We start from the raw sequence: 16,946 nt of genomic DNA, 5'->3' as shown, positions 1-16,946 counted from the left end.
GGCGCGCCGAGGGGCCCGCGGGTAGCCCCTCAGCGGTCGTCTGCGTCACGTCCCGGCGACCGTTCCGCCCGCTCTGCCGGGAATACGACGTGCCCGTCGTGGCGCCTGCGCTCCTCCAGCTCCTTCACCAGGTCCTGTAGCTCCGAGCGGATCCAGTCCCGGGTGGCCACCTCGCCGAGGCCGATGCGCAGCGCGGCCACCTCCCGGGTCAGGTACTCGGTGTCGGCGATGGACCGCTCGTTCTGCTTGCGGTCCTGCTCCAGGTTGACCCGGTCGCGGTCGTCCTGCCGGTTCTGCGCCAGCAGGATCAGCGGGGCGGCGTAGGACGCCTGGAGCGACAGCATCAGCGTCAGGAAGATGAACGGGTAGGAGTCGAACCGCAGGTGGTCGGGGGCGGCGATGTTCCACACCACCCAGGCGATGATGACGATCGTCATCCAGACGATGAAGCGTCCCGTCCCCAGGAACCGGGCGATCCGCTCCGACAGCCGGCCGAAGGCCTCCGGGTCCCACTCGGGCAGCATCCGGTGGCGCGGCGTGCGCGGCTGGTCCAGCCGGGCGCCGCGGGGCCGGCCGGCGGCCGTGGCGCCCGCCGGATGACGTTCCCTGGTCCCGGTCTCGCGCTCAGGAGCCATGTGTGGGCGCCTCCTCTCCCTCGTCCTCGTCCAGGTGGAACTCGGTCTCCCGCCAGTCCTCGGGCAGCATGTGGTCCAGTACGTCGTCCACGGTCACCGCCCCGAGCAGCGACCCGGACTCGTCGACCACGGGTGCGGCGACCATGTCGTACGTCGCGAAGAACCCGGCGATGACCGGCAGCGCGGCTCCCGGGGCCAGCGGCTGGAGGTCGTCGTCGACCAGCGAGCTGACCAGCGTGTACGGGGGGTCGCGCAGCAGCCGCTGGAAGTGCACCGTGCCGAGGTACTTGCCGGTCGGGGTCTCGTCGGGCGGCCGGCAGACGTACACCTGGGCGGCGAGCGCGGGGGAGAGGTCCGGGTTGCGGACCCGGGCCAGCGCGTCGGCGACGGTGGCGTCCGGGCGCAGCACGATCGGTTCGGTGGTCATCAGCCCGCCGGCCGTGTGCTCCTCGTACGACATCAGGCGCCGCACGTCGGCCGCGTCGGCGGGCCGCATCAGGCTCAGCAGCCGTTCCTTGTCCTCCTCGGGCAGCTCGGAGAGCAGGTCGGCGGCGTCGTCGGGGTCCATCGCCTCCAGCACGTCCGCCGCCCGCTCCTCCTTCAGCTTGCCCAGGATCTCGATCTGGTCGTCCTCGGGCAGCTCCTCCAGGACGTCCGCGAGCCGGTCGTCGTCCAGGGCGGCCGCGACCTCGGCGCGCCGCTTGGCCGACAGGTGGTGCAGGACGTTGGCGAGGTCGGCGGGGCGCAGCTGCTCGAAGGTGGCGAGCAGGCTCTCCGCGCCCTGCCCGTGCTCCTCGAGGGAGAACCCGGTGACGGCCGACCACTCGGCGGTCAGCGTCTCGCCCTTGGCCCGCCGGAACGCGCCGCCCTTGCGTCCCTTGCGCAGGAAGACCCGGTCGACCTCCCAGTCCCGGCGGGCGGGCAGCTGCTGCACGGACACGTCGAGGACGGTGACCTCCTCGCCGGTCTCCACCAGCGTCACCCGCCGGTCCAGCAGCTCGCCGAAGACCAGCCGCTCGGTGGGCCGCTGCTCGAAGCGGCGGACGTTGAGCACGCCGGTGGTGATGACCTGGCCGGACTCGACGCCGGTGATCCGGGTCATGGGCAGGAAGATGCGGCGCCGGGTGGAGAGTTCGACGACCAGCCCCAGGACGCGTGGGGGCCGTCTGCCGACGCGCAGCATGACGACCAGGTCGCGGACGCGGCCCACCTGGTCGCCGGCCGGATCGAAGACGGGGACCCCGGCGATGTGCGAGACGAAGATCCGGGGGGCGCCGGCTGCCATGGCTCTGCTTCCTCTGCCTGGGGTTTCGCGGGTGACCGCTGGGTGTGTGATCTGCTCGGATCTACCCGCTCGGGTGCGCTTCAGGCTAGCTCGTACCGGTCGGCCACGCCCTGGTGGGCGGTCCCGACGGTCCGGCTCCGTGGGGTGGACGGGGCACCGGTACGCTGCGGTACGCCGTTCAGGATCCGTCAGAAAGGCAGCCCCATCCGTGACTGCGATTCGCCGGGGCCGTACCCGCCGCGCCGTGCTGGTGACCGCGTCCTGCGCTCTGGCCGTGACAGGGGTCATGGCACTGTCGGGGTGCGGCGGCGGTGACGATCCGGACGCGGGGACCAACGGGGTGGGCAAGCTGCCCGCCGGCACGATCCAGTCGCGGACGCGGGCCGCGGCGGACGGCGCGCCGACGGTGCGGCTGTCGGGGACCGTGGTCACCAGCGGCCGTACGTACCGGCTGGACATGCGGCTCAAGGCCGACGGCGGCACCGGGTCGGTGACCTCGCAGGGGGCCGCGTTCAGGCTGCTGCGGATCGGGCGGGAGCTGTACCTGAAGGCCGGCGCGGACTTCTGGGACCACGCCGACGGCAAGAGCGGCGACGGCACGGTCGGCAAGCTCGACGGCAAGTACGTGAAGGTGCCGCAGGGGGACCCGGCGTACCGCAAGTTCAGCGGTTTCACGGACAAGGACGTCCTCCTCGACGGTCTGCTGACGCTGCACGGCAAGTTGGCGACGGAGGGCCACCACGACCAGGCGGGCACCCCCACGGTCCGGATCACCGGCGACAAGGGCTCCGGCGGCACGCTGGACGTGTCCCTGCGGGGCACGCCGTACCCGCTGCGCCTGGTCCGCGCCGGCGGCGCGGGCACGCTTCGCTTCTCGGACTGGGGCCGCGGCTTCGCCCTCACCGAGCCGTCCCCTTCGGACACGGTGGACTACGGCAAGCAGTTGCCGGCGTCCTGAGCGGCGGACCGGCACGGGGCGTGGCGCCGCCCGCCCCTCACTTCCGCCGGCGCCTCTTGAGCAGCAGTCTGGGCAGGCCCGCCGGGGCCGGGGTGCGGGTCGTCGCCGGGGTCGGGACCGGCCGCTGCGCGAGCGTGCCGGAGGGCAGCGGCTCCCCGGTGCCCGCCGGTACCAGGCGCAGCACCCGGCATTCGCGGGCCCAGCGGTCCGGCATCCGCTCGCCGTCGGGGGCGTTCAGCCGTTTGCCCTTCAGCTCGGCGACGGCCGCCTCCCACTCCGGGGACCCGGACGCCAGCTCGGTCACGGCCGCCGGGAACGTCACCAGCCGGCCGCCCTTGTCCTTGCTGCGCACGGTCACCTCGGCGGTCCCGCCGTCGGCCAGCGCCTCCAGCGGCTGCTCACCGGGCCCGCCGCCGACCAGGCACACCGCGCCCTCGTGCCACACGTGCCACAGGGCACGGGCGGCCGACGCACCGGCGCCCCGGACCCACACGAGGCCGGACTTCTTCACGGCCTCCTCGACGAGGGCCCGGTCGAGCAGCTCACCAGTCATGCGGCCCAGCCTATCCAGGGTGCCCGGCCCCGCTCACAGCCAGCCGTTGCGCTTCAGCGTGCGGTGGATGCCCAGGCACAGCACGACGGTGACGCCCATGATGGCCGGATAGCCGTACTTCCAGTGCAGTTCGGGCATGTGGTCGAAGTTCATGCCGTAGACCCCGCACACCATCGTGGGTACGGCGATGATGGCCGCCCATGCGGTGATCTTGCGCATGTCCTCGTTCTGCGCGACGGACGCCTGGGCGAGGTTGGCCTGGAGGATGGAGTTGAGCAGTTCGTCGAAGCCCATGACCTGCTCCTGGACCCGGGCCAGGTGGTCGGCGACGTCCCGGAAGTACTTCTGGATGTCCGGGTCGACCAGCCGCATGGGCCGCTCGCTCAGCAGCTGCATCGGCCGCAGCAGCGGCGCCACCGCGCGCTTGAACTCCAGCACCTCACGCTTGAGTTGGTAGATGCGCGCCGAGTCCACACCGCGGGAGACCCCGCCTTTTCGGCCCGGCGAGAAGACCTCGGTCTCCACCTCGTCGATGTCGTCCTGCACCGCGTCGGCGACGGCGATGTAGCCGTCCACGACATGGTCGGCGATGGCGTGCAGCACGGCCGAGGGGCCCTTGGCGAGCAGTTCCGGGTCGTCCTGGAGCCGGTGCCGCAGGGCCCGCAGGGAGCCCTGGCCGCCGTGCCGGACGGTGATGAAGAAGTCCCGGCCGGTGAAGCACATGACCTCGCCGGTCTCGACGACCTCGCTGTTGGCGGTGAGCCGGTCGTGCTCCACGTAGTGGATGGTCTTGAAGACGGTGAACAGCGAGTCGTCGTAGCGCTCCAGCTTGGGCCGCTGGTGGGCCTGGACCGCGTCCTCCACGGCCAGCGGGTGCAGCCCGAACTCGCCCGCGATCCCGGCGAACTCGGCCTCGGTCGGCTCGTGCAGGCCGATCCAGACGAAACCGCCGTCGCGGCGCACCCGCCGCATCGCCTCGTGCGGGGTCAGCGGCGCGGGGGTGTGCACCCGGGCGCCGTCCCGGTAGACCGCGCAGTCGACCACGGCCGAGGGCGTGCCCGGATCACGCGTGGTGTCGTACGAGGTGTTCGCTTCCTTGCGCAGCGAGACACGGGACGACGGGCGGACCACGGCGCGCAGGTCGCGGATCATCGACATGGGCGGGCTCCTTCGCGGGCGGGCAGCGAAAGCGCGCGGCGACGGATGGAACCACCCGGAATGGGGACGTCCTGAGTGCGGATGTTTGGCACGTCCACAAAGCGGGGAGCACCGCACCGTCGCGGTGGCGACTTCGCTACTGATGCAGAACTGATTCAGGTCAGACGGATCAGGCAAAGCGAGACGAAGTGCTCTTCCGAACGACGACGCGAAAGGGAAGGCGACGGCCAGCCGGTAATCAGATCAGCGGTCGGAAGAGCGAGTGGTACTGCACGGTCGACTTCGATCCATGACAGCCCCACCTCCTCCAGCCGGTCCCTCGTGAGGGAGTCTCAACGGCGCCGGGACTCGACAGCGAATCCGCCTGCGCCTGGAGGGCCTGGGGGCACTCCTGACGGCGCGCTGCCCCGAACCACCGGCTCAGAGTACCAGCCGCCCATACTGTCAAGGCGCCGCTTTGCCCGCCGCTGACGAGTTCTATGCTCGGCGCATGGCTGATGTTCTTCCTCTGGTCGAGGCCCGGTTGAGCGGCGCGCTGGGCGAGCCGGACGCCCGGGCGGCGGTCACCTTCCTCGGCACGGACCGCATCGAGGTGCTCCGCTTCCACGAGGGGGACGTCGTCCGCTACGCCACCCTCGGCATGTCCGCGCACCCCATGACCGACCCCACGGCGATGCTCGCGGACCCGGTCGCGGGGCCCCGTGCCGAACTGGTCCTCTCCGTCCGCGCCGGCCGCGCCGACACCGACAGGGTGCTCCGCCCGCTCGCGGTGCTGGCCGCCTCCCCGCAGGTGGAGGGGCTGGTCGTGGCGCCGGGCGCCTCGCTGGACGTGGGCGGCCCGCTGTGGCCCGGCGCCCCGTTCACCTCGGTGCTGGTGGGCGAGTCCGGCGGCCTGGTCGAGGACCTGGACCTGGACGCCCCGATGGACCCCGTGCGGTTCCTGCCGCTGTTGCCGATGACCCCGAACGAGGCCGCCTGGAAGCGGGTGCACGGCGCCCAGGCGCTCCAGGAGCGCTGGCTCGCGCACGGGACGGACCTGAGGGATCCCGTCCGCCGGTCCGTCCCGCTCGACGACTGACACCGCGTGCGCCGGTCCGGCCGGCACCGCGCGCACCCGGTCCGGTCAGTCGGCGAAGACGGTGACGCCGTCCTCGGTGGCGTGCTCCGGCGCCCGCTCCTCGGCCTCCGCGGTGAGGGCCCGGCGCCGTACGACGACCACGAGCGCGCCCAGCGCCGCGGTGGCCGCGGCGACGACGAACGGGACGTGGACGTCGGTCCACTCCTCGATCTTCGGCGCGAAGTAGGGCGCCGCGGCGGCCGCGAACCAGCGCACGAAGTTGTAGCCCGCGCTCGCCACCGGGCGTGGCGCGTCCGACACCCCGAGGGCCAGCTCGGTGTAGACGGTGTTGTTCACGCCGATGAAGGCCCCGGACAGGATGGTGCAGACGACGGCCGTGGTGTGGTCGCCGTAGCCGAGCACGAGGACGTCCGCGGCGAGCAGCACCAGCGAGCCGCCGAGCACCTTCAGCGAGCCGAACCGCGCCTGCATGCGCGGGGCGACGATCACCGAGAAGACGGCGAGCAGCACGCCCCAGGCGAAGAACACCGCGCCCGAGCGGTACGGCGTCATGTCCAGCACGAACGGCGTGAAGGCCAGCACGGTGAAGAACGTGTAGTTGTAGAAGAACGCCGAGACCGCCGCCGAGGCCAGACCACCGTGGCCGAGCGCCCGGAGCGGGTCCAGGACCGAGGTCCGGCGGGCGGGCCTGGGCTGCTCCTTCAGGAACGCGGTGATGCACAGGAAGCCGACCGCCATCAGCGTGGCCGTGCCGAAGAAGGGGTAGCGCCAGCTGAGGTTGCCGAGGACCGCGCCGAGCAGGGGGCCGCAGGCCATGCCGAGGCCGAGCGCGGACTCGTACAGCAGGACCGCCGCCGCGCTGCCGCCGGCCGCCGCGCCGACGATGACCGCGAGGGCGGTGGAGACGAACAGCGCGTTGCCGAGGCCCCAGCCGGCCCGGTACCCGACGAGCTGGCCGACGGTGTCCGACGTGCCGGCGAGGCCCGCGAAGACGATCACGAAGGCCAGGCCGAGCAGCAGGGTCCTCCGTCCGCCGATCCGGCTGGAGGCGAAGCCGGTCAGCAGCATCGCCACGGCGGTGATCAGGAAGTACGAGGTGAAGAGCAGGGACACCTGCCCGGGTGTGGCGTGCAGGCCCTGCGCGATCGAGGGCAGGATCGGGTCGACGAGGCCGATGCCCATGAAGGCGACGACCGAGGCGCCGGCCGTGGCCCAGACCGCCTTGGGCTGCCGCAGGAGGCCGCCGGCTCCCGCGTCGAGGGGGTCCATGTGCTTCTCCCGTCTCGGGCGGACAGATAGTTGGTATATGCACATAGTAAGTTAGGTCGGCTAATTAATGCAAGACGCATCTACCTGTTCGCGGCCGGGGTGCGACCGGCTCTTCCGTCCGGACGGGTGATCGTCCTTGACGCGGACGGGCCGGGGTAGGACCGTGGAGCCCTATGAGGGGCGAACCCAGTTGCCCGAGATGTGGTGGCCGGGTCAGGGCTCCCGGCCTCTTCGCCGATACGTGGCAGTGCGACGTGCACGGCACGGTCCACCCGCTACAGCCCGTGATCCCGCCCAGCGTCGAGGCGCTCAACGTCGTGGTCCACCGCACCCGGGTGCCGGTGTGGATGCCGTGGCCGCTGCCGGTCGGCTGGCTGTTCACCGGCGTCGCCTACGCCGGGGACGACCGCAGCGGCGGCCGTGCGACCGCCGTGGCCTGCTCGGGCCCCGGCCCGCTGGGCGGCCCGGGCGAGATGATCCTGATCGCCGAGGAACTCGGCGTCGGCCTCGGCGCGCGCTACGCCGGCATCGACGGCCCGGACCCGGGGTCGTACATGAACGTGGAGAAGCCGCCCCAGGCCAAGGTGCTGGCGGCGGGCCGCCCCACCCCCCTCTGGCATGTCTTCCGCACCCCCGACGACCGTGCCGTCTTCGCCGGCGAGGCCCTCGGGATGTGGGTGTGGGCGGTGATGTGGCCGGAGCAGTCGGGCCTGCTCATGTACGACGAACTGGTGCTGACCGACCTGCGGGAGGCGGGCGCGGAGATCGACCTGGTGCCGTGCGGGGCGTTGTCGCCGCGCCTGCTGCGCCCGTAGCGTCCCGTTTCGGGGCGGCACCGTAGGGGGCGCTGGGCGCCTGCGGGTGTGACGGGGCGTGCCGGAAACCCGGCTATCCTTAGGCGACCCGTCCCCGTCCGTCACCATCCTGGAGTCGCCGTGCGCATCGATCTGCACTGCCACTCCACCGCCTCCGACGGCACGGACACCCCGGCCGAGCTGGTGCGGGCCGCCGCCGCGGCCGGTCTCGACGTCGTCGCGCTGACCGACCACGACACCACCCGCGGGTACGGCGAGGCCATCGCCGCGCTGCCCGAGGGACTCACCCTGGTCACCGGTGCCGAGCTGTCCTGCCGGGTCGACGGCGTCTCGATGCACCTGCTGGCCTACCTCTTCGACCCCGAGGAGCCCGCCCTGCTCGCCGAGCGCGAGCTGCTGCGGGACGACCGGGTGCCGCGGGCCAAGGCCATGGTCGCCCGGCTGAACGCGCTGGGTGTGCCGGTCACCTGGGAACAGGTCGAGCGGATCGCCGCCGGCGGCTCGGTGGGCCGCCCGCACGTGGCGTCCGCGCTGGTCGAGCTGGGAGTCGTGCCCACGGTGAGCGACGCGTTCACCGAGGAGTGGCTGGCCGACGGCGGGCGCGCGTACGTGGCGAAGCACGAGACCGACCCGTTCGAGGCGATCCGGCTGGTCAAGGCCGCGGGCGGGGTCTGCGTGTTCGCGCACCCGGCCGCCGCCAAGCGCGGCCGCACCGTGCCGGAGGCCCGCATCGCCGAGTTGGCCGCGGCCGGTCTCGACGGCCTAGAGGCCGACCACATGGACCACGACCCGGACGCCCGGGCCCGGCTACGGGGTCTCGCGAAGGATCTCGGACTGCTGGTCACCGGCTCCTCGGACTACCACGGCAGCCGCAAGACCGTGGCGCTCGGCGCGTACACGACCGACCCCGAGGTGTACGGCGAGATCACCCGGCGGGCGACGGGCGCCTTCCCCGTGCCGGGCGCCGGCGGATCCTGACGGCCCCTAAGGGCCGCCCGCGCCACCTCACGCCCGTACTTCCTCTTCCCGCAAGGCCTGTACTTCCCCCATGTTCGACGTCGCCGTCTTCGGCTCCCTGTTCCTGACCCTCTTCGTCATCATGGATCCCCCCGGGATCACTCCGATCTTCCTCGCCCTGACCGCCGGCCGGCCGGCCAAGGTGCAGCGCCGGATGGCCTTCCAGGCCGTCTGCGTGGCGGGCGGGGTCATCGCCGTCTTCGGCGTCCTGGGCCACCAGATCCTGAACTATCTGCACGTCTCCGTCCCGGCGCTGATGATCGCGGGCGGGCTGCTGCTCCTGCTGATCGCGCTGGACCTGCTCACCGGCAAGAACGACGAGCCGAAGCAGACCAAGGACGTCAACGTCGCTCTCGTACCGCTGGGCATGCCGCTGCTGGCGGGGCCCGGCGCGATCGTGTCCGTGATCCTGGCCGTGCAGAAGGCCGGCACGGTGGCCACGCAGGTCTCGGTGTGGTCCGCGATCCTCGCGATCCACGTCGTGCTGTGGCTGGTGATGCGCTACTCGCTGCTGATCATCCGGGTCATCAAGGACGGCGGTGTCGTCCTCGTGACGCGGCTGGCGGGCATGATGCTGTCCGCGATCGCCGTGCAGCAGATCATCAACGGGGTCACTCAGGTGATCCGGGGGAGCTGAGCCTTCGTCGTCTCGGCTCCCCCGGAAAGCTTGAGTGGCGGACCCCCGCGAGCGCCCGCGTACGGGCTACGAGGCCGGGGTGTCGGCCGGGCGGATCCACAGGCGCTGCCCTATGGCGGCTGCCTGCTGCACGATCCGGTTGACGGAGGCGGCGTCCACGACGGTGCTGTCCACGGTGGTGCCGTCGACCTCGTCGAGTCGCATGATTTCGAAGCGCATGGCTTCTCCCTTCGTCTGGTCATCCTCCTGCGGAGAACTACTCGAGAGCACCGGATGTGTATCCGGTCTCGTACAGAGTCAACGTGCTGCTTGTTACAAACATTCCCTACACTAAATAAATTTTTCGAACGGCTAATTACTGACCGGTAAGCGGCACTCGTGGGACCGACCGGGACCGGTTGTGTCCGGAGCGTGACCACCGGGACAATGAGGGCGATGAACGACGACCTGGCGGACCTCGGCGCCCGCATCAGCCACACCAACGAGCTGCTGGAACGCATGCTCGCCGAGGTGGCGAAGACGCCCTCCACCCACGCGATCTTCGTGGACGCCGGCTACCTGTACGCGGCCGCGGGCCGGCTCGTCGCCGGGACCGAGGACCGCCGGGCGTTCGACGTGGACGCCGAGGGCCTGATCGACGCGCTGATCGACAAGGCCCGCTCGATCTTCGCGGACAGCCGGCTGCTGCGCGTGTACTGGTACGACGGCGCGCGCCGCCGCATCCACACCGCCGAGCAGCAGACCATCGCCGAGCTGCCCGACGTCAAGGTCCGCCTCGGCAACCTCAACGCCAACAACCAGCAGAAGGGCGTCGACTCCCTCATCCGCACGGACCTGGAGTCACTGGCCCGGCACCGCGCGATCAGCGACGCCGCCCTCCTCGGCGGCGACGAGGACCTGGTCTCGGCGGTCGAGGCGGCCCAGGGCTACGGCGCCCGCGTGCACCTGTGGGGCATCGAGGCCCCCGAGGGGCGCAACCAGGCCGAGCCGCTGCTCTGGGAGGTCGACAGCCAGCGCACCTTCGACCTGGAGTTCTTCAAGCCGTACGTCTCCCGGCGCACGGCCGCCGCCTACGACGCCACCGCCGGGACCCGGCCCACCCGGGAGGACGTCCGCTTCGTCGGCGCCCAGATCGCCGCCAAATGGCTCGTCTCCCGGGGCCGCGACACACTCGTCGAACTGTTCCCCGGCCACCCCTACCTGCCGGGCTCCGTCGACCAGGACCTGCTGGTCGAGGCCGAGGCCCTGCTCCAGTACTCCCTGCGCGGCCAGGCCGACCTCCGCCGCGCTCTGCGGGACGGCTTCTGGGACCACCTCCAGGGACAGTACTGACCCCGCGCGGTCCCACCGCCGCCTAGCGCCGGGGGAGCGTCCGCGCGGTGCCGTCCCAGAAACCGGCGATCGCGCGGGCCGTCTCCAGCGGACGGTCGGTGTTCGGGGAGTGCTCGGCGCCCTCGACCACCGTGCGCCGGGCCCCCAGCCGCACCGCCATGTCGTCGAGCAGCGGCAGCGGCCAGGTCTCGTCCCGGGAACCCGACAGGACGTGGAACGGCAGGTCCACGGCGGCCAGTTCCGCCACCCGGTCCGGTTCCACGCACAGCTGGCGTCCGGTGGCGAGCAGCTGGGCCGGCTTGGTGGCCAGCCAACGGCGCCGCAGGTCGTCCCGGTCGTCCAGCCCGTCGTCCAGGGCGGGCGTCCCCGTCTCCTCCGGCGCCTCCATGTCCTGGATCGCCTGCCACACCTCCGCCATGCCCAGCACGGCCAGCGCGTCCCGCAGCAGCTTCACCCGCTCCTGCTGGGCGGTGGAGATCTGCGCCGGCCCCGAGGCCATCAGGGTGAGCGACAGGAAGGGCGCGCGGTCGAGCAGAACGGCCGCGCGCGCGATCTGCCCGCCCAGGGAGTGCCCCAGCAGATGCACCGGGCCGCCGACCGCCTCCGCCTGGGCGAGCACGTCCCGCGCCAACTCCTCCTGTGCGTAAGGGAACTCGTCCGTCTCGGGGCCGTCCGACTCGAACTGGCCCCGCCCGTCCACGGCGACGGTCCGGTAGCCGCGCCCGGCGAGCGGCACGTGCAGCGGGTTGAAGTCCTCCTTGCTGCCCGTGAACCCCGGCAGCAGCAGCGCCACACCCCTGGGCTCGACCCCGGCGGCCGCGGGGGCGTCGACCACGGCGAACTCACCGCGAGCCGTACGGAGGCGGTACGCGCGCGCACCGGGGGGCGGGACGAAGGAGGGAGGCCTGCTCATGCGAAGAGGCTAACGGGCGGGCCGGCGGCGGGCAGGGCGGCGGGGGTGGCGTCCGGCGGGAACGCCGATGGCCGGGCCCACCTCGGTGGACCCGGCCATCGGACCGGCTGACGCCGCCGCGGGACGCGGCGTCCGGATCAGGCCTCCGGAGCCTCCACGGCCGCCGCGGCCTTGCGGGTCCGGCGCGGCTTCGGCGTCGTCGTCCCGGCGCCCTCACCGGCCGCCTCGGCGGCGGACGCCGCGGTCTTGCGGGTGCGGCGCGGCTTGACCTGCGGCTCCTCGGTGGCCTGCGCCGGAATCTCCGGAGCGGTCACCTCGGCAACGGTCTTGCGGGTGCGGCGGGCCTTGGGGGCGGGGGCTTCGGCCGTGTCGGTCGCGGTGGCGGCGGTGGTGGCTGCCGTCTTGCGGGTGCGGCGGGGCTTGGCCTCGGCCTCGGTGTCGGCCTGGGGTGCCTCGGGGGCGGTCGCGGCGGTCTTGCGGGTCCGGCGCGGCTTGACCTCCGGGGCTTCGGCGGTGTCCACGGCTGTCTCGGCGACAGCCGCGGTCTTGCGGGTGCGGCGGGCCTTGGGGGCGGGGGCTTCGGCCGTGTCGGTCGCGTCGACGGCGGCGGTTGCCGCGGTCTTGCGGGTGCGGCGCGGCTTGGCCTCGGCGGCCTCGGCGGTGTCCACGGCCGTCTCGGCGACAGCCGCGGTCTTCCGGGTCCGGCGGGGCTTCGCCTCGGTGGGCTCCTCGGTGGCCTGCGCCGACTCCGTGCCGGCGACCGGCTCGGCCGCCTTGCGGGTACGGCGACGCGGCTTGGGCTCGGCGGCCTCGGGCGCCGCCACCGGCTCGGGCGCCGCCACCGGCTCCGGCGCCGCGGTGGCCACCGGCTCCGGCGCCACCGCTTCCGCCGTCACGGCCTTGCGGGTGCGGCGGCGACGCGGGGCCTCCGACGCCACGGGAACGTCCTGGACGGCGGGAGCCTCCGCCACCGGCACCGTCTCGGTGGCGCTGCCGACGACCTCGGCGGCCTCGGCCTGCGCCACGGCGGCCGTCACCGGCTCCGCGCCCGCGCCACCGCGGGTACGGCGACGACGGCGCGGGGTACGGGCCCCCGCCGGGGTCTCCTCCACGGGTGCCGCCGTGGCCGCGGGCGCGGCCGAGGCGGACTCGGTCACCGGGGCGGTGCGGGCGCCCTGGGCGGCGTCCAGCGGTGCGCCGTTGCGCGTGCGGCGGCGACGGCGCGGCGTACGGGCCGGGCGCTCCCGCTCGGCCGGGGCCGCCTCGGAACGGCCACCGCGGTCACGGTCATTGCGGTCGCGGTCATTGCGGTCGTTCCGGTCATTGCGGCCGCGGCCGCGTGCGTTCCGCCCGCCGGTCTCGCCGAGGTCCTCCAGGACCTCCGCCTCAAGACCGGCGCGGGTCCGCTCCGCGCGCGGCAGCATGCCCTTGGTACCCGCGGGGATGCCGAGCTCCGCGAACAGGTGCGGGGAGCTCGAGTAGGTCTCCACCGGGTCGTTGAAGTCCAGCTCCAGCGCCTTGTTGATGAGCTGCCAGCGCGGGATGTCGTCCCAGTCGACGAACGTGATCGCCGTGCCCTTGGCGCCCGCGCGGCCGGTGCGGCCGACACGGTGCAGGTACGTCTTCTCGTCCTCGGGGGACTGGTAGTTGATGACGTGGGTGACACCCTCGACGTCGATGCCGCGCGCGGCGACGTCGGTGCAGACGAGGACGTCGACCTTGCCGTTGCGGAAGGCCCGCAGGGCCTGCTCGCGCGCGCCCTGGCCGAGGTCGCCGTGGACCGCGCCGGAGGCGAACCCGCGGCGCTGGAGCTGCTCGGCGATGTCGGCGGCCGTGCGCTTAGTGCGGCAGAAGATCATCGCCAGTCCGCGGCCGTCGGCCTGGAGGATGCGGGCGATCATCTCCGGCTTGTCCATGGAGTGCGCGCGGTAGACGAACTGCTTGATGTTCGCGACCGTCACGCCCTCGTCGTCCGGCGAGGTGGCGCGGATGTGCGTGGGCTGCGTCATGTAGCGGCGTGCGAGGCCGATGACCGCGCCCGGCATCGTCGCGGAGAACAGCATGGTCTGGCGCTTGGCCGGGAGCAGCTTGATGATCTTCTCGACGTCGGGCAGGAAGCCCAGGTCGAGCATCTCGTCGGCCTCGTCGAGGACCAGGCTCTTGACGTGGCTCAGGTCCAGCTTCTTCTGGCCCGCGAGGTCCAGCAGCCGGCCCGGGGTGCCGACGATGACGTCGACGCCCTTCTTCAGCGCCTCGACCTGCGGCTCGTAGGCCCGGCCGCCGTAGATCGCGAGGACGCGCACGTTGCGCACCTTGCCGGCGGTCAGCAGGTCGTTGGTGACCTGGGTGCACAGCTCGCGCGTGGGGACGACGACGAGGGCCTGCGGCGCGTCCGTGAGGGCGTCGGGGGTGGCGCGTCCGGCCTCCACGTCGGCGGGGACGGTCACGCGCTCGAGGAGCGGCAGACCGAAGCCCAGCGTCTTGCCGGTGCCCGTCTTGGCCTGGCCGATGACGTCCGTGCCGGTGAGGGCGACGGGGAGGGTCATCTCCTGGATGGGGAAGGGCGTGATGATGCCGACGGCCTCGAGGGCCTCGGCGGTCTCGGGGAGGATTCCGAGATCTCTGAACGTCGTAGTCAGGGTTATGCCTCTTCTGTGTGCGCGGTGCGAGGCGAGCGCGGGGGTCATGTCTGACCGTGCCGGGGACGTCGGCTGCCGTACGGGCCGGCCACTCGGGCAAGCCGTAAGACACGGGACCTCTGCCGACGCTCTAGCGCTCGTACCGCTGAGGGTGTCCCTCCTGTCGTCGTACGGTCACTTCCGTACGGCCAGGGAGGGCTGTCGGGTCGGAGCCGATCGGGCCACCGACCGGGCATCCTCATGCGTGCGGCCCGTCGGGACACGTCGAAAACCGTCGACGCACTCAGCAGGCGCATTACCACCATACCCCGGATTGCCGCACATGCGATGGCCGATTCGGTCACGTAGTGGTGACCACCCTGGCTGACCAGGGCTCGGACGGCGGGATGAGCGGGCTATTGTGCGGCTCATGACTAGCTCTGACAAGCCTGAGAACACGTCCGCCGCACCCGCCGGACCCACCGGTGTCGCCGCCCAGGACTGGGCGCAGGCCTCCGCCGACCCGCAGTACCGCGCCGCCGTCGTGGACCTGCTCGGCGCCCTCGCGTACGGGGAGCTGGCGGCGTTCGAGCGACTCGCGGAGGACGCCAAGCTGGCGCCGACCCTCGGGGACAAGGCCGAGCTGGCGAAGATGGCCTCCGCCGAGTTCCACCACTTCGAGCGGCTGCGCGACCGGCTGACCGAGGTCGGCGAGGACCCGACGGCCGCGATGGACCCGTTCGTCGCCGCGCTGGACGGCTTCCACCGGCAGACCGCGCCCTCGGACTGGCTGGAGGGCCTGGTCAAGGCGTACGTCGGCGACTCGATCGCGAGCGACTTCTACCGGGAGGTCGCGGCCCGGCTCGACTCGGACACCCGCGAGCTGGTGCTCGCCGTCCTCGACGACACCGGGCACGCCGAGTTCGCGGTGGAGAAGGTGCGCGCCGCCATCGACGCCGACCCGCGCGTCGGCGGACGGCTCGCGCTGTGGGCGCGGCGGCTGATGGGGGAGGCGCTGTCGCAGTCCCAGCGGGTCGTCGCCGACCGGGACGCGCTGTCCACGATGCTCGTGGGCGGGGTTGCCGACGGGTTCGACCTCGCCGAGGTCGGGCGGATGTTCTCGCGGATCACCGAGGCGCACACCAAGCGCATGGCCGCGCTGGGTCTGGCCGCCTGACACGCGGCGGAGCCCGGACGGCTGGTACGCGGCGGGGCCCGGGTGCCTACGCCGTCGCCGACCGCCGGCCGAGGTGGCCCGCGGGGCGCAGCAGCAACGACAGCGACGCCACCGCGATGACCGCGGCGCCCAGCAGGCTCAGCGGACCGGTGCCCGGGCCCAGGGCGGAGTGGGTGACGAAGTCGCCGAAGAGGGCGCCCGCGAGGCCCGTCGAGTACACCAGCGGGCGGGCCGGCAGCCGGTGGGCGAGGCGGTGGGCCGCCGCCCACGCGAGGACGAGACCGAGCGCGGCCGAGCCGAGTGCTTCCAAGATCATGTCGGGGGTCCCTCCCACAGCCGGTCTCGCTCGACGTTCGTAGCCCGTCATACCCGTGACCTGCGGACGGCAATCATCGGCCGTGGCGGACGTGTGCTCCGTCCGTGCGCGCGCCGCACGGAGAAGGGCCCGGCGGCACACGGCCGCCGGGCCCTCCTCACGACCTCGGCCTACAGCGTGCCGAACCCCACCTTGCGCACGGTGGGCTCGCCGATCTCCACGTACGCCAGACGGTCCGTCGGCACCAGGACCTTGCGGCCCTTCTCGTCCTGGAGGCTCAGCAGCTGCGTCTTCCCGGAGAGCGCCTCGCTGACCAGACGCTCGACCTCCTCGACGCTCTGACCGCTCTCCAGAACGATCTCGCGGGGCGCGTGCTGCACGCCGATCTTGACCTCCACGGCTATGTCCCTCCGACGGTCAGTGATGTGCGCGATCTTCCGCGCCGTACTCCGCACACATTAGCCCGGTGAGGGGACGTACACGCTGCGGGCCGGAACGCCAGGAGCGAACACCGCCCGGCGGCGCCCCGGCACCTCGCGGTCAGTGGTGGTCGATGCCGTGCAGCGGGAACCCGGCGATGCCCCGCCAGGCCAGCGACGTCAGCAGTTGCACCGCCTGGTCGCGCGGCACGCTGCGGTCGCTGTGCAGCCAGGACCGGGCCACCACCTGCGCGAGCCCGCCCAGACCGGAGGCCAGCAGCATCGACTCCGCGCGCGAGAGACCCGTGTCCTCGGCGATGACCTCGCAGATGGCCTCGGCGCACTCGTTGGTGACCTTGTCGACGCGCTCGCGCACCGCGGGCTCGTTGGTCAGGTCCGACTCGAACACCAGCCGGAAGGCGCCGCCGTCGTCCTCCACGTACGCGAAATAGGCGTCCATCGTCGCCCGTACGCGCTGCTTGTTGTCGGTCGTCGACGCCAGTGCGCCGCGCACGGACTGGATCAGCGACTCGCAGTGCTGGTCCAGCAGAGCGAGATAGAGATCCAGTTTGCCGGGGAAGTGCTGGTAGAGCACCGGCTTGCTCACCCCGGCCCGCTCGGCGATGTCGTCCATCGCCGCAGCGTGGTAGCCCTGCGCGACGAAAACCTCCTGGGCGGCGCCCAGCAACTGGTTCCGCCGGGCGCGGCGCGGCAGGCGGGTGCCACGCGGGCGTACCGCCTCGGTCTGCTCGATGGCTGTCACGCC

18 protein-coding genes are annotated in these 16,946 nt (G+C 72.6%); 7 read left to right on the top strand and 11 right to left on the bottom strand.

Annotated features, from left to right (window positions below):
* Positions 1-29: 29 nt before the first annotated feature.
* A complete protein-coding gene (locus ACIQVT_RS10350; RefSeq protein WP_403750388.1) occupies positions 30-635 on the bottom strand; it encodes a DUF1003 domain-containing protein in 606 nt (201 codons plus the stop codon).
* Positions 625-1,920 (bottom strand): magnesium transporter MgtE N-terminal domain-containing protein, encoded by a 1,296-nt coding sequence (locus ACIQVT_RS10345; RefSeq protein ID WP_403750384.1) that lies wholly within the window; start codon positions 1,918-1,920, stop codon positions 625-627. The genes ACIQVT_RS10350 and ACIQVT_RS10345 overlap by 11 nt, the downstream gene beginning before the upstream one ends.
* 208 nt (positions 1,921-2,128) lie before the next feature.
* Between ACIQVT_RS10345 and ACIQVT_RS10340 the strand changes: the two genes are divergently transcribed.
* Positions 2,129-2,878: a hypothetical protein gene (locus ACIQVT_RS10340; RefSeq protein ID WP_403750381.1), complete on the top strand. Its 750-nt coding sequence runs from the start codon at positions 2,129-2,131 to the stop codon at positions 2,876-2,878.
* A gap of 37 nt (positions 2,879-2,915) precedes the next feature.
* On the opposite strand, the gene ACIQVT_RS10335 is transcribed toward ACIQVT_RS10340, so the two are convergent.
* Both ACIQVT_RS10335 and ACIQVT_RS10330 read right to left on the bottom strand, forming a co-directional pair.
* Positions 2,916-3,431, bottom strand: coding sequence for a hypothetical protein (locus ACIQVT_RS10335; RefSeq protein ID WP_403750378.1), 516 nt, complete (start codon positions 3,429-3,431; stop codon positions 2,916-2,918).
* A 33-nt stretch (positions 3,432-3,464) separates the two neighbouring features.
* The gene (locus ACIQVT_RS10330) at positions 3,465-4,589 is read right to left on the bottom strand and encodes a magnesium and cobalt transport protein CorA (RefSeq protein ID WP_403750375.1); all 1,125 of its coding nucleotides are present in this window, start codon (positions 4,587-4,589) and stop codon (positions 3,465-3,467) included.
* A gap of 490 nt (positions 4,590-5,079) precedes the next feature.
* Here ACIQVT_RS10330 and ACIQVT_RS10325 point away from each other — a divergent pair, with 490 nt between their 5' ends.
* Entirely contained in the window at positions 5,080-5,667 is a 588-nt protein-coding gene (locus tag ACIQVT_RS10325; protein ID WP_403750373.1) for a suppressor of fused domain protein, read from the top strand.
* A 45-nt stretch (positions 5,668-5,712) separates the two neighbouring features.
* On the opposite strand, the gene ACIQVT_RS10320 is transcribed toward ACIQVT_RS10325, so the two are convergent.
* On the bottom strand, positions 5,713-6,936 hold the full coding sequence (locus ACIQVT_RS10320; protein WP_403750371.1) for an MFS transporter: 1,224 nt from the start codon (positions 6,934-6,936) through the stop codon (positions 5,713-5,715).
* A gap of 173 nt (positions 6,937-7,109) precedes the next feature.
* Between ACIQVT_RS10320 and ACIQVT_RS10315 the strand changes: the two genes are divergently transcribed.
* The 3 genes from ACIQVT_RS10315 to ACIQVT_RS10305 all read left to right on the top strand — a co-directional run bounded on the left by ACIQVT_RS10315 (position 7,110) and on the right by ACIQVT_RS10305 (position 9,405).
* The gene (locus ACIQVT_RS10315; RefSeq protein ID WP_403750368.1) at positions 7,110-7,751 is read left to right on the top strand and encodes a DUF6758 family protein; all 642 of its coding nucleotides are present in this window, start codon (positions 7,110-7,112) and stop codon (positions 7,749-7,751) included.
* A 120-nt stretch (positions 7,752-7,871) separates the two neighbouring features.
* Positions 7,872-8,729: a PHP domain-containing protein gene (locus ACIQVT_RS10310; protein ID WP_403750366.1), complete on the top strand. Its 858-nt coding sequence runs from the start codon at positions 7,872-7,874 to the stop codon at positions 8,727-8,729.
* Positions 8,730-8,799: 70 nt separating this feature from the next.
* Positions 8,800-9,405, top strand: coding sequence for a MarC family protein (locus tag ACIQVT_RS10305; protein WP_403750364.1), 606 nt, complete (start codon positions 8,800-8,802; stop codon positions 9,403-9,405).
* 66 nt (positions 9,406-9,471) lie between these two features.
* Here ACIQVT_RS10305 and ACIQVT_RS10300 read toward each other — a convergent pair whose 3' ends face one another.
* Complete coding sequence (locus ACIQVT_RS10300; RefSeq protein WP_018571269.1) at positions 9,472-9,624, bottom strand: hypothetical protein; 153 nt, start codon at positions 9,622-9,624, stop codon at positions 9,472-9,474.
* A 207-nt stretch (positions 9,625-9,831) separates the two neighbouring features.
* Between ACIQVT_RS10300 and ACIQVT_RS10295 the strand changes: the two genes are divergently transcribed.
* Positions 9,832-10,737 (top strand): NYN domain-containing protein, encoded by a 906-nt coding sequence (locus tag ACIQVT_RS10295; RefSeq protein WP_403750933.1) that lies wholly within the window; start codon positions 9,832-9,834, stop codon positions 10,735-10,737.
* 22 nt (positions 10,738-10,759) lie between these two features.
* On the opposite strand, the gene ACIQVT_RS10290 is transcribed toward ACIQVT_RS10295, so the two are convergent.
* Entirely contained in the window at positions 10,760-11,650 is an 891-nt protein-coding gene (locus tag ACIQVT_RS10290; protein ID WP_403750360.1) for an alpha/beta fold hydrolase, read from the bottom strand.
* A gap of 137 nt (positions 11,651-11,787) precedes the next feature.
* Entirely contained in the window at positions 11,788-14,196 is a 2,409-nt protein-coding gene (locus ACIQVT_RS10285; RefSeq protein WP_403750357.1) for a DEAD/DEAH box helicase, read from the bottom strand.
* A 502-nt stretch (positions 14,197-14,698) separates the two neighbouring features.
* On the opposite strand from ACIQVT_RS10285, the gene ACIQVT_RS10280 reads away from it, so the two are divergent.
* Positions 14,699-15,445 carry a ferritin-like fold-containing protein gene (locus ACIQVT_RS10280; RefSeq protein WP_403750354.1) on the top strand — a complete coding sequence of 249 codons (747 nt, stop codon included), beginning with the start codon at positions 14,699-14,701 and terminating at the stop codon, positions 15,443-15,445.
* A 46-nt stretch (positions 15,446-15,491) separates the two neighbouring features.
* Here ACIQVT_RS10280 and ACIQVT_RS10275 read toward each other — a convergent pair whose 3' ends face one another.
* The 3 genes from ACIQVT_RS10275 to ACIQVT_RS10265 form a co-directional block, all read right to left on the bottom strand.
* A complete protein-coding gene (locus ACIQVT_RS10275) occupies positions 15,492-15,761 on the bottom strand; it encodes a hypothetical protein (protein ID WP_403750351.1) in 270 nt (89 codons plus the stop codon).
* A gap of 170 nt (positions 15,762-15,931) precedes the next feature.
* Positions 15,932-16,159 (bottom strand): DUF3107 domain-containing protein, encoded by a 228-nt coding sequence (locus ACIQVT_RS10270; RefSeq protein WP_163010685.1) that lies wholly within the window; start codon positions 16,157-16,159, stop codon positions 15,932-15,934.
* A 142-nt stretch (positions 16,160-16,301) separates the two neighbouring features.
* Positions 16,302-16,943 carry a TetR/AcrR family transcriptional regulator gene (locus tag ACIQVT_RS10265; RefSeq protein WP_403750348.1) on the bottom strand — a complete coding sequence of 214 codons (642 nt, stop codon included), beginning with the start codon at positions 16,941-16,943 and terminating at the stop codon, positions 16,302-16,304.
* Positions 16,944-16,946: the final 3 nt, after the last annotated feature.

The sequence above is a fragment of the Streptomyces sp. NPDC100445 genome (genome assembly GCF_044759735.1).
GTDB lineage: Bacteria > Actinomycetota > Actinomycetes > Streptomycetales > Streptomycetaceae > Streptomyces.
The sequence above is the reverse complement of the archived record's forward strand: the minus strand, read 5'-3'. Positions and strand labels throughout refer to the sequence as shown.

Excerpts from the sequence above, each read along its gene's own strand:
- ACIQVT_RS10350 (WP_403750388.1), bottom strand. The coding sequence starts at position 635 with ATGGCTCCTGAGCGCGAGACCGGGACCAGGGAACGTCATCCGGCGGGC.
- ACIQVT_RS10345 (WP_403750384.1), bottom strand. The coding sequence starts at position 1,920 with ATGGCAGCCGGCGCCCCCCGGATCTTCGTCTCGCACATCGCCGGGGTC.
- ACIQVT_RS10335 (WP_403750378.1), bottom strand. The coding sequence starts at position 3,431 with ATGACTGGTGAGCTGCTCGACCGGGCCCTCGTCGAGGAGGCCGTGAAG.
- ACIQVT_RS10330 (WP_403750375.1), bottom strand. The coding sequence starts at position 4,589 with ATGTCGATGATCCGCGACCTGCGCGCCGTGGTCCGCCCGTCGTCCCGT.
- ACIQVT_RS10325 (WP_403750373.1), top strand. The coding sequence starts at position 5,080 with ATGGCTGATGTTCTTCCTCTGGTCGAGGCCCGGTTGAGCGGCGCGCTG.
- ACIQVT_RS10320 (WP_403750371.1), bottom strand. The coding sequence starts at position 6,936 with ATGGACCCCCTCGACGCGGGAGCCGGCGGCCTCCTGCGGCAGCCCAAG.
- ACIQVT_RS10315 (WP_403750368.1), top strand. The coding sequence starts at position 7,110 with ATGAGGGGCGAACCCAGTTGCCCGAGATGTGGTGGCCGGGTCAGGGCT.
- ACIQVT_RS10305 (WP_403750364.1), top strand. The coding sequence starts at position 8,800 with ATGTTCGACGTCGCCGTCTTCGGCTCCCTGTTCCTGACCCTCTTCGTC.
- ACIQVT_RS10300 (WP_018571269.1), bottom strand. The coding sequence starts at position 9,624 with ATGCGCTTCGAAATCATGCGACTCGACGAGGTCGACGGCACCACCGTG.
- ACIQVT_RS10295 (WP_403750933.1), top strand. The coding sequence starts at position 9,832 with ATGAGGGCGATGAACGACGACCTGGCGGACCTCGGCGCCCGCATCAGC.
- ACIQVT_RS10290 (WP_403750360.1), bottom strand. The coding sequence starts at position 11,650 with ATGAGCAGGCCTCCCTCCTTCGTCCCGCCCCCCGGTGCGCGCGCGTAC.
- ACIQVT_RS10285 (WP_403750357.1), bottom strand. The coding sequence starts at position 14,196 with ATGACCCTCCCCGTCGCCCTCACCGGCACGGACGTCATCGGCCAGGCC.
- ACIQVT_RS10280 (WP_403750354.1), top strand. The coding sequence starts at position 14,699 with ATGACTAGCTCTGACAAGCCTGAGAACACGTCCGCCGCACCCGCCGGA.
- ACIQVT_RS10275 (WP_403750351.1), bottom strand. The coding sequence starts at position 15,761 with ATGATCTTGGAAGCACTCGGCTCGGCCGCGCTCGGTCTCGTCCTCGCG.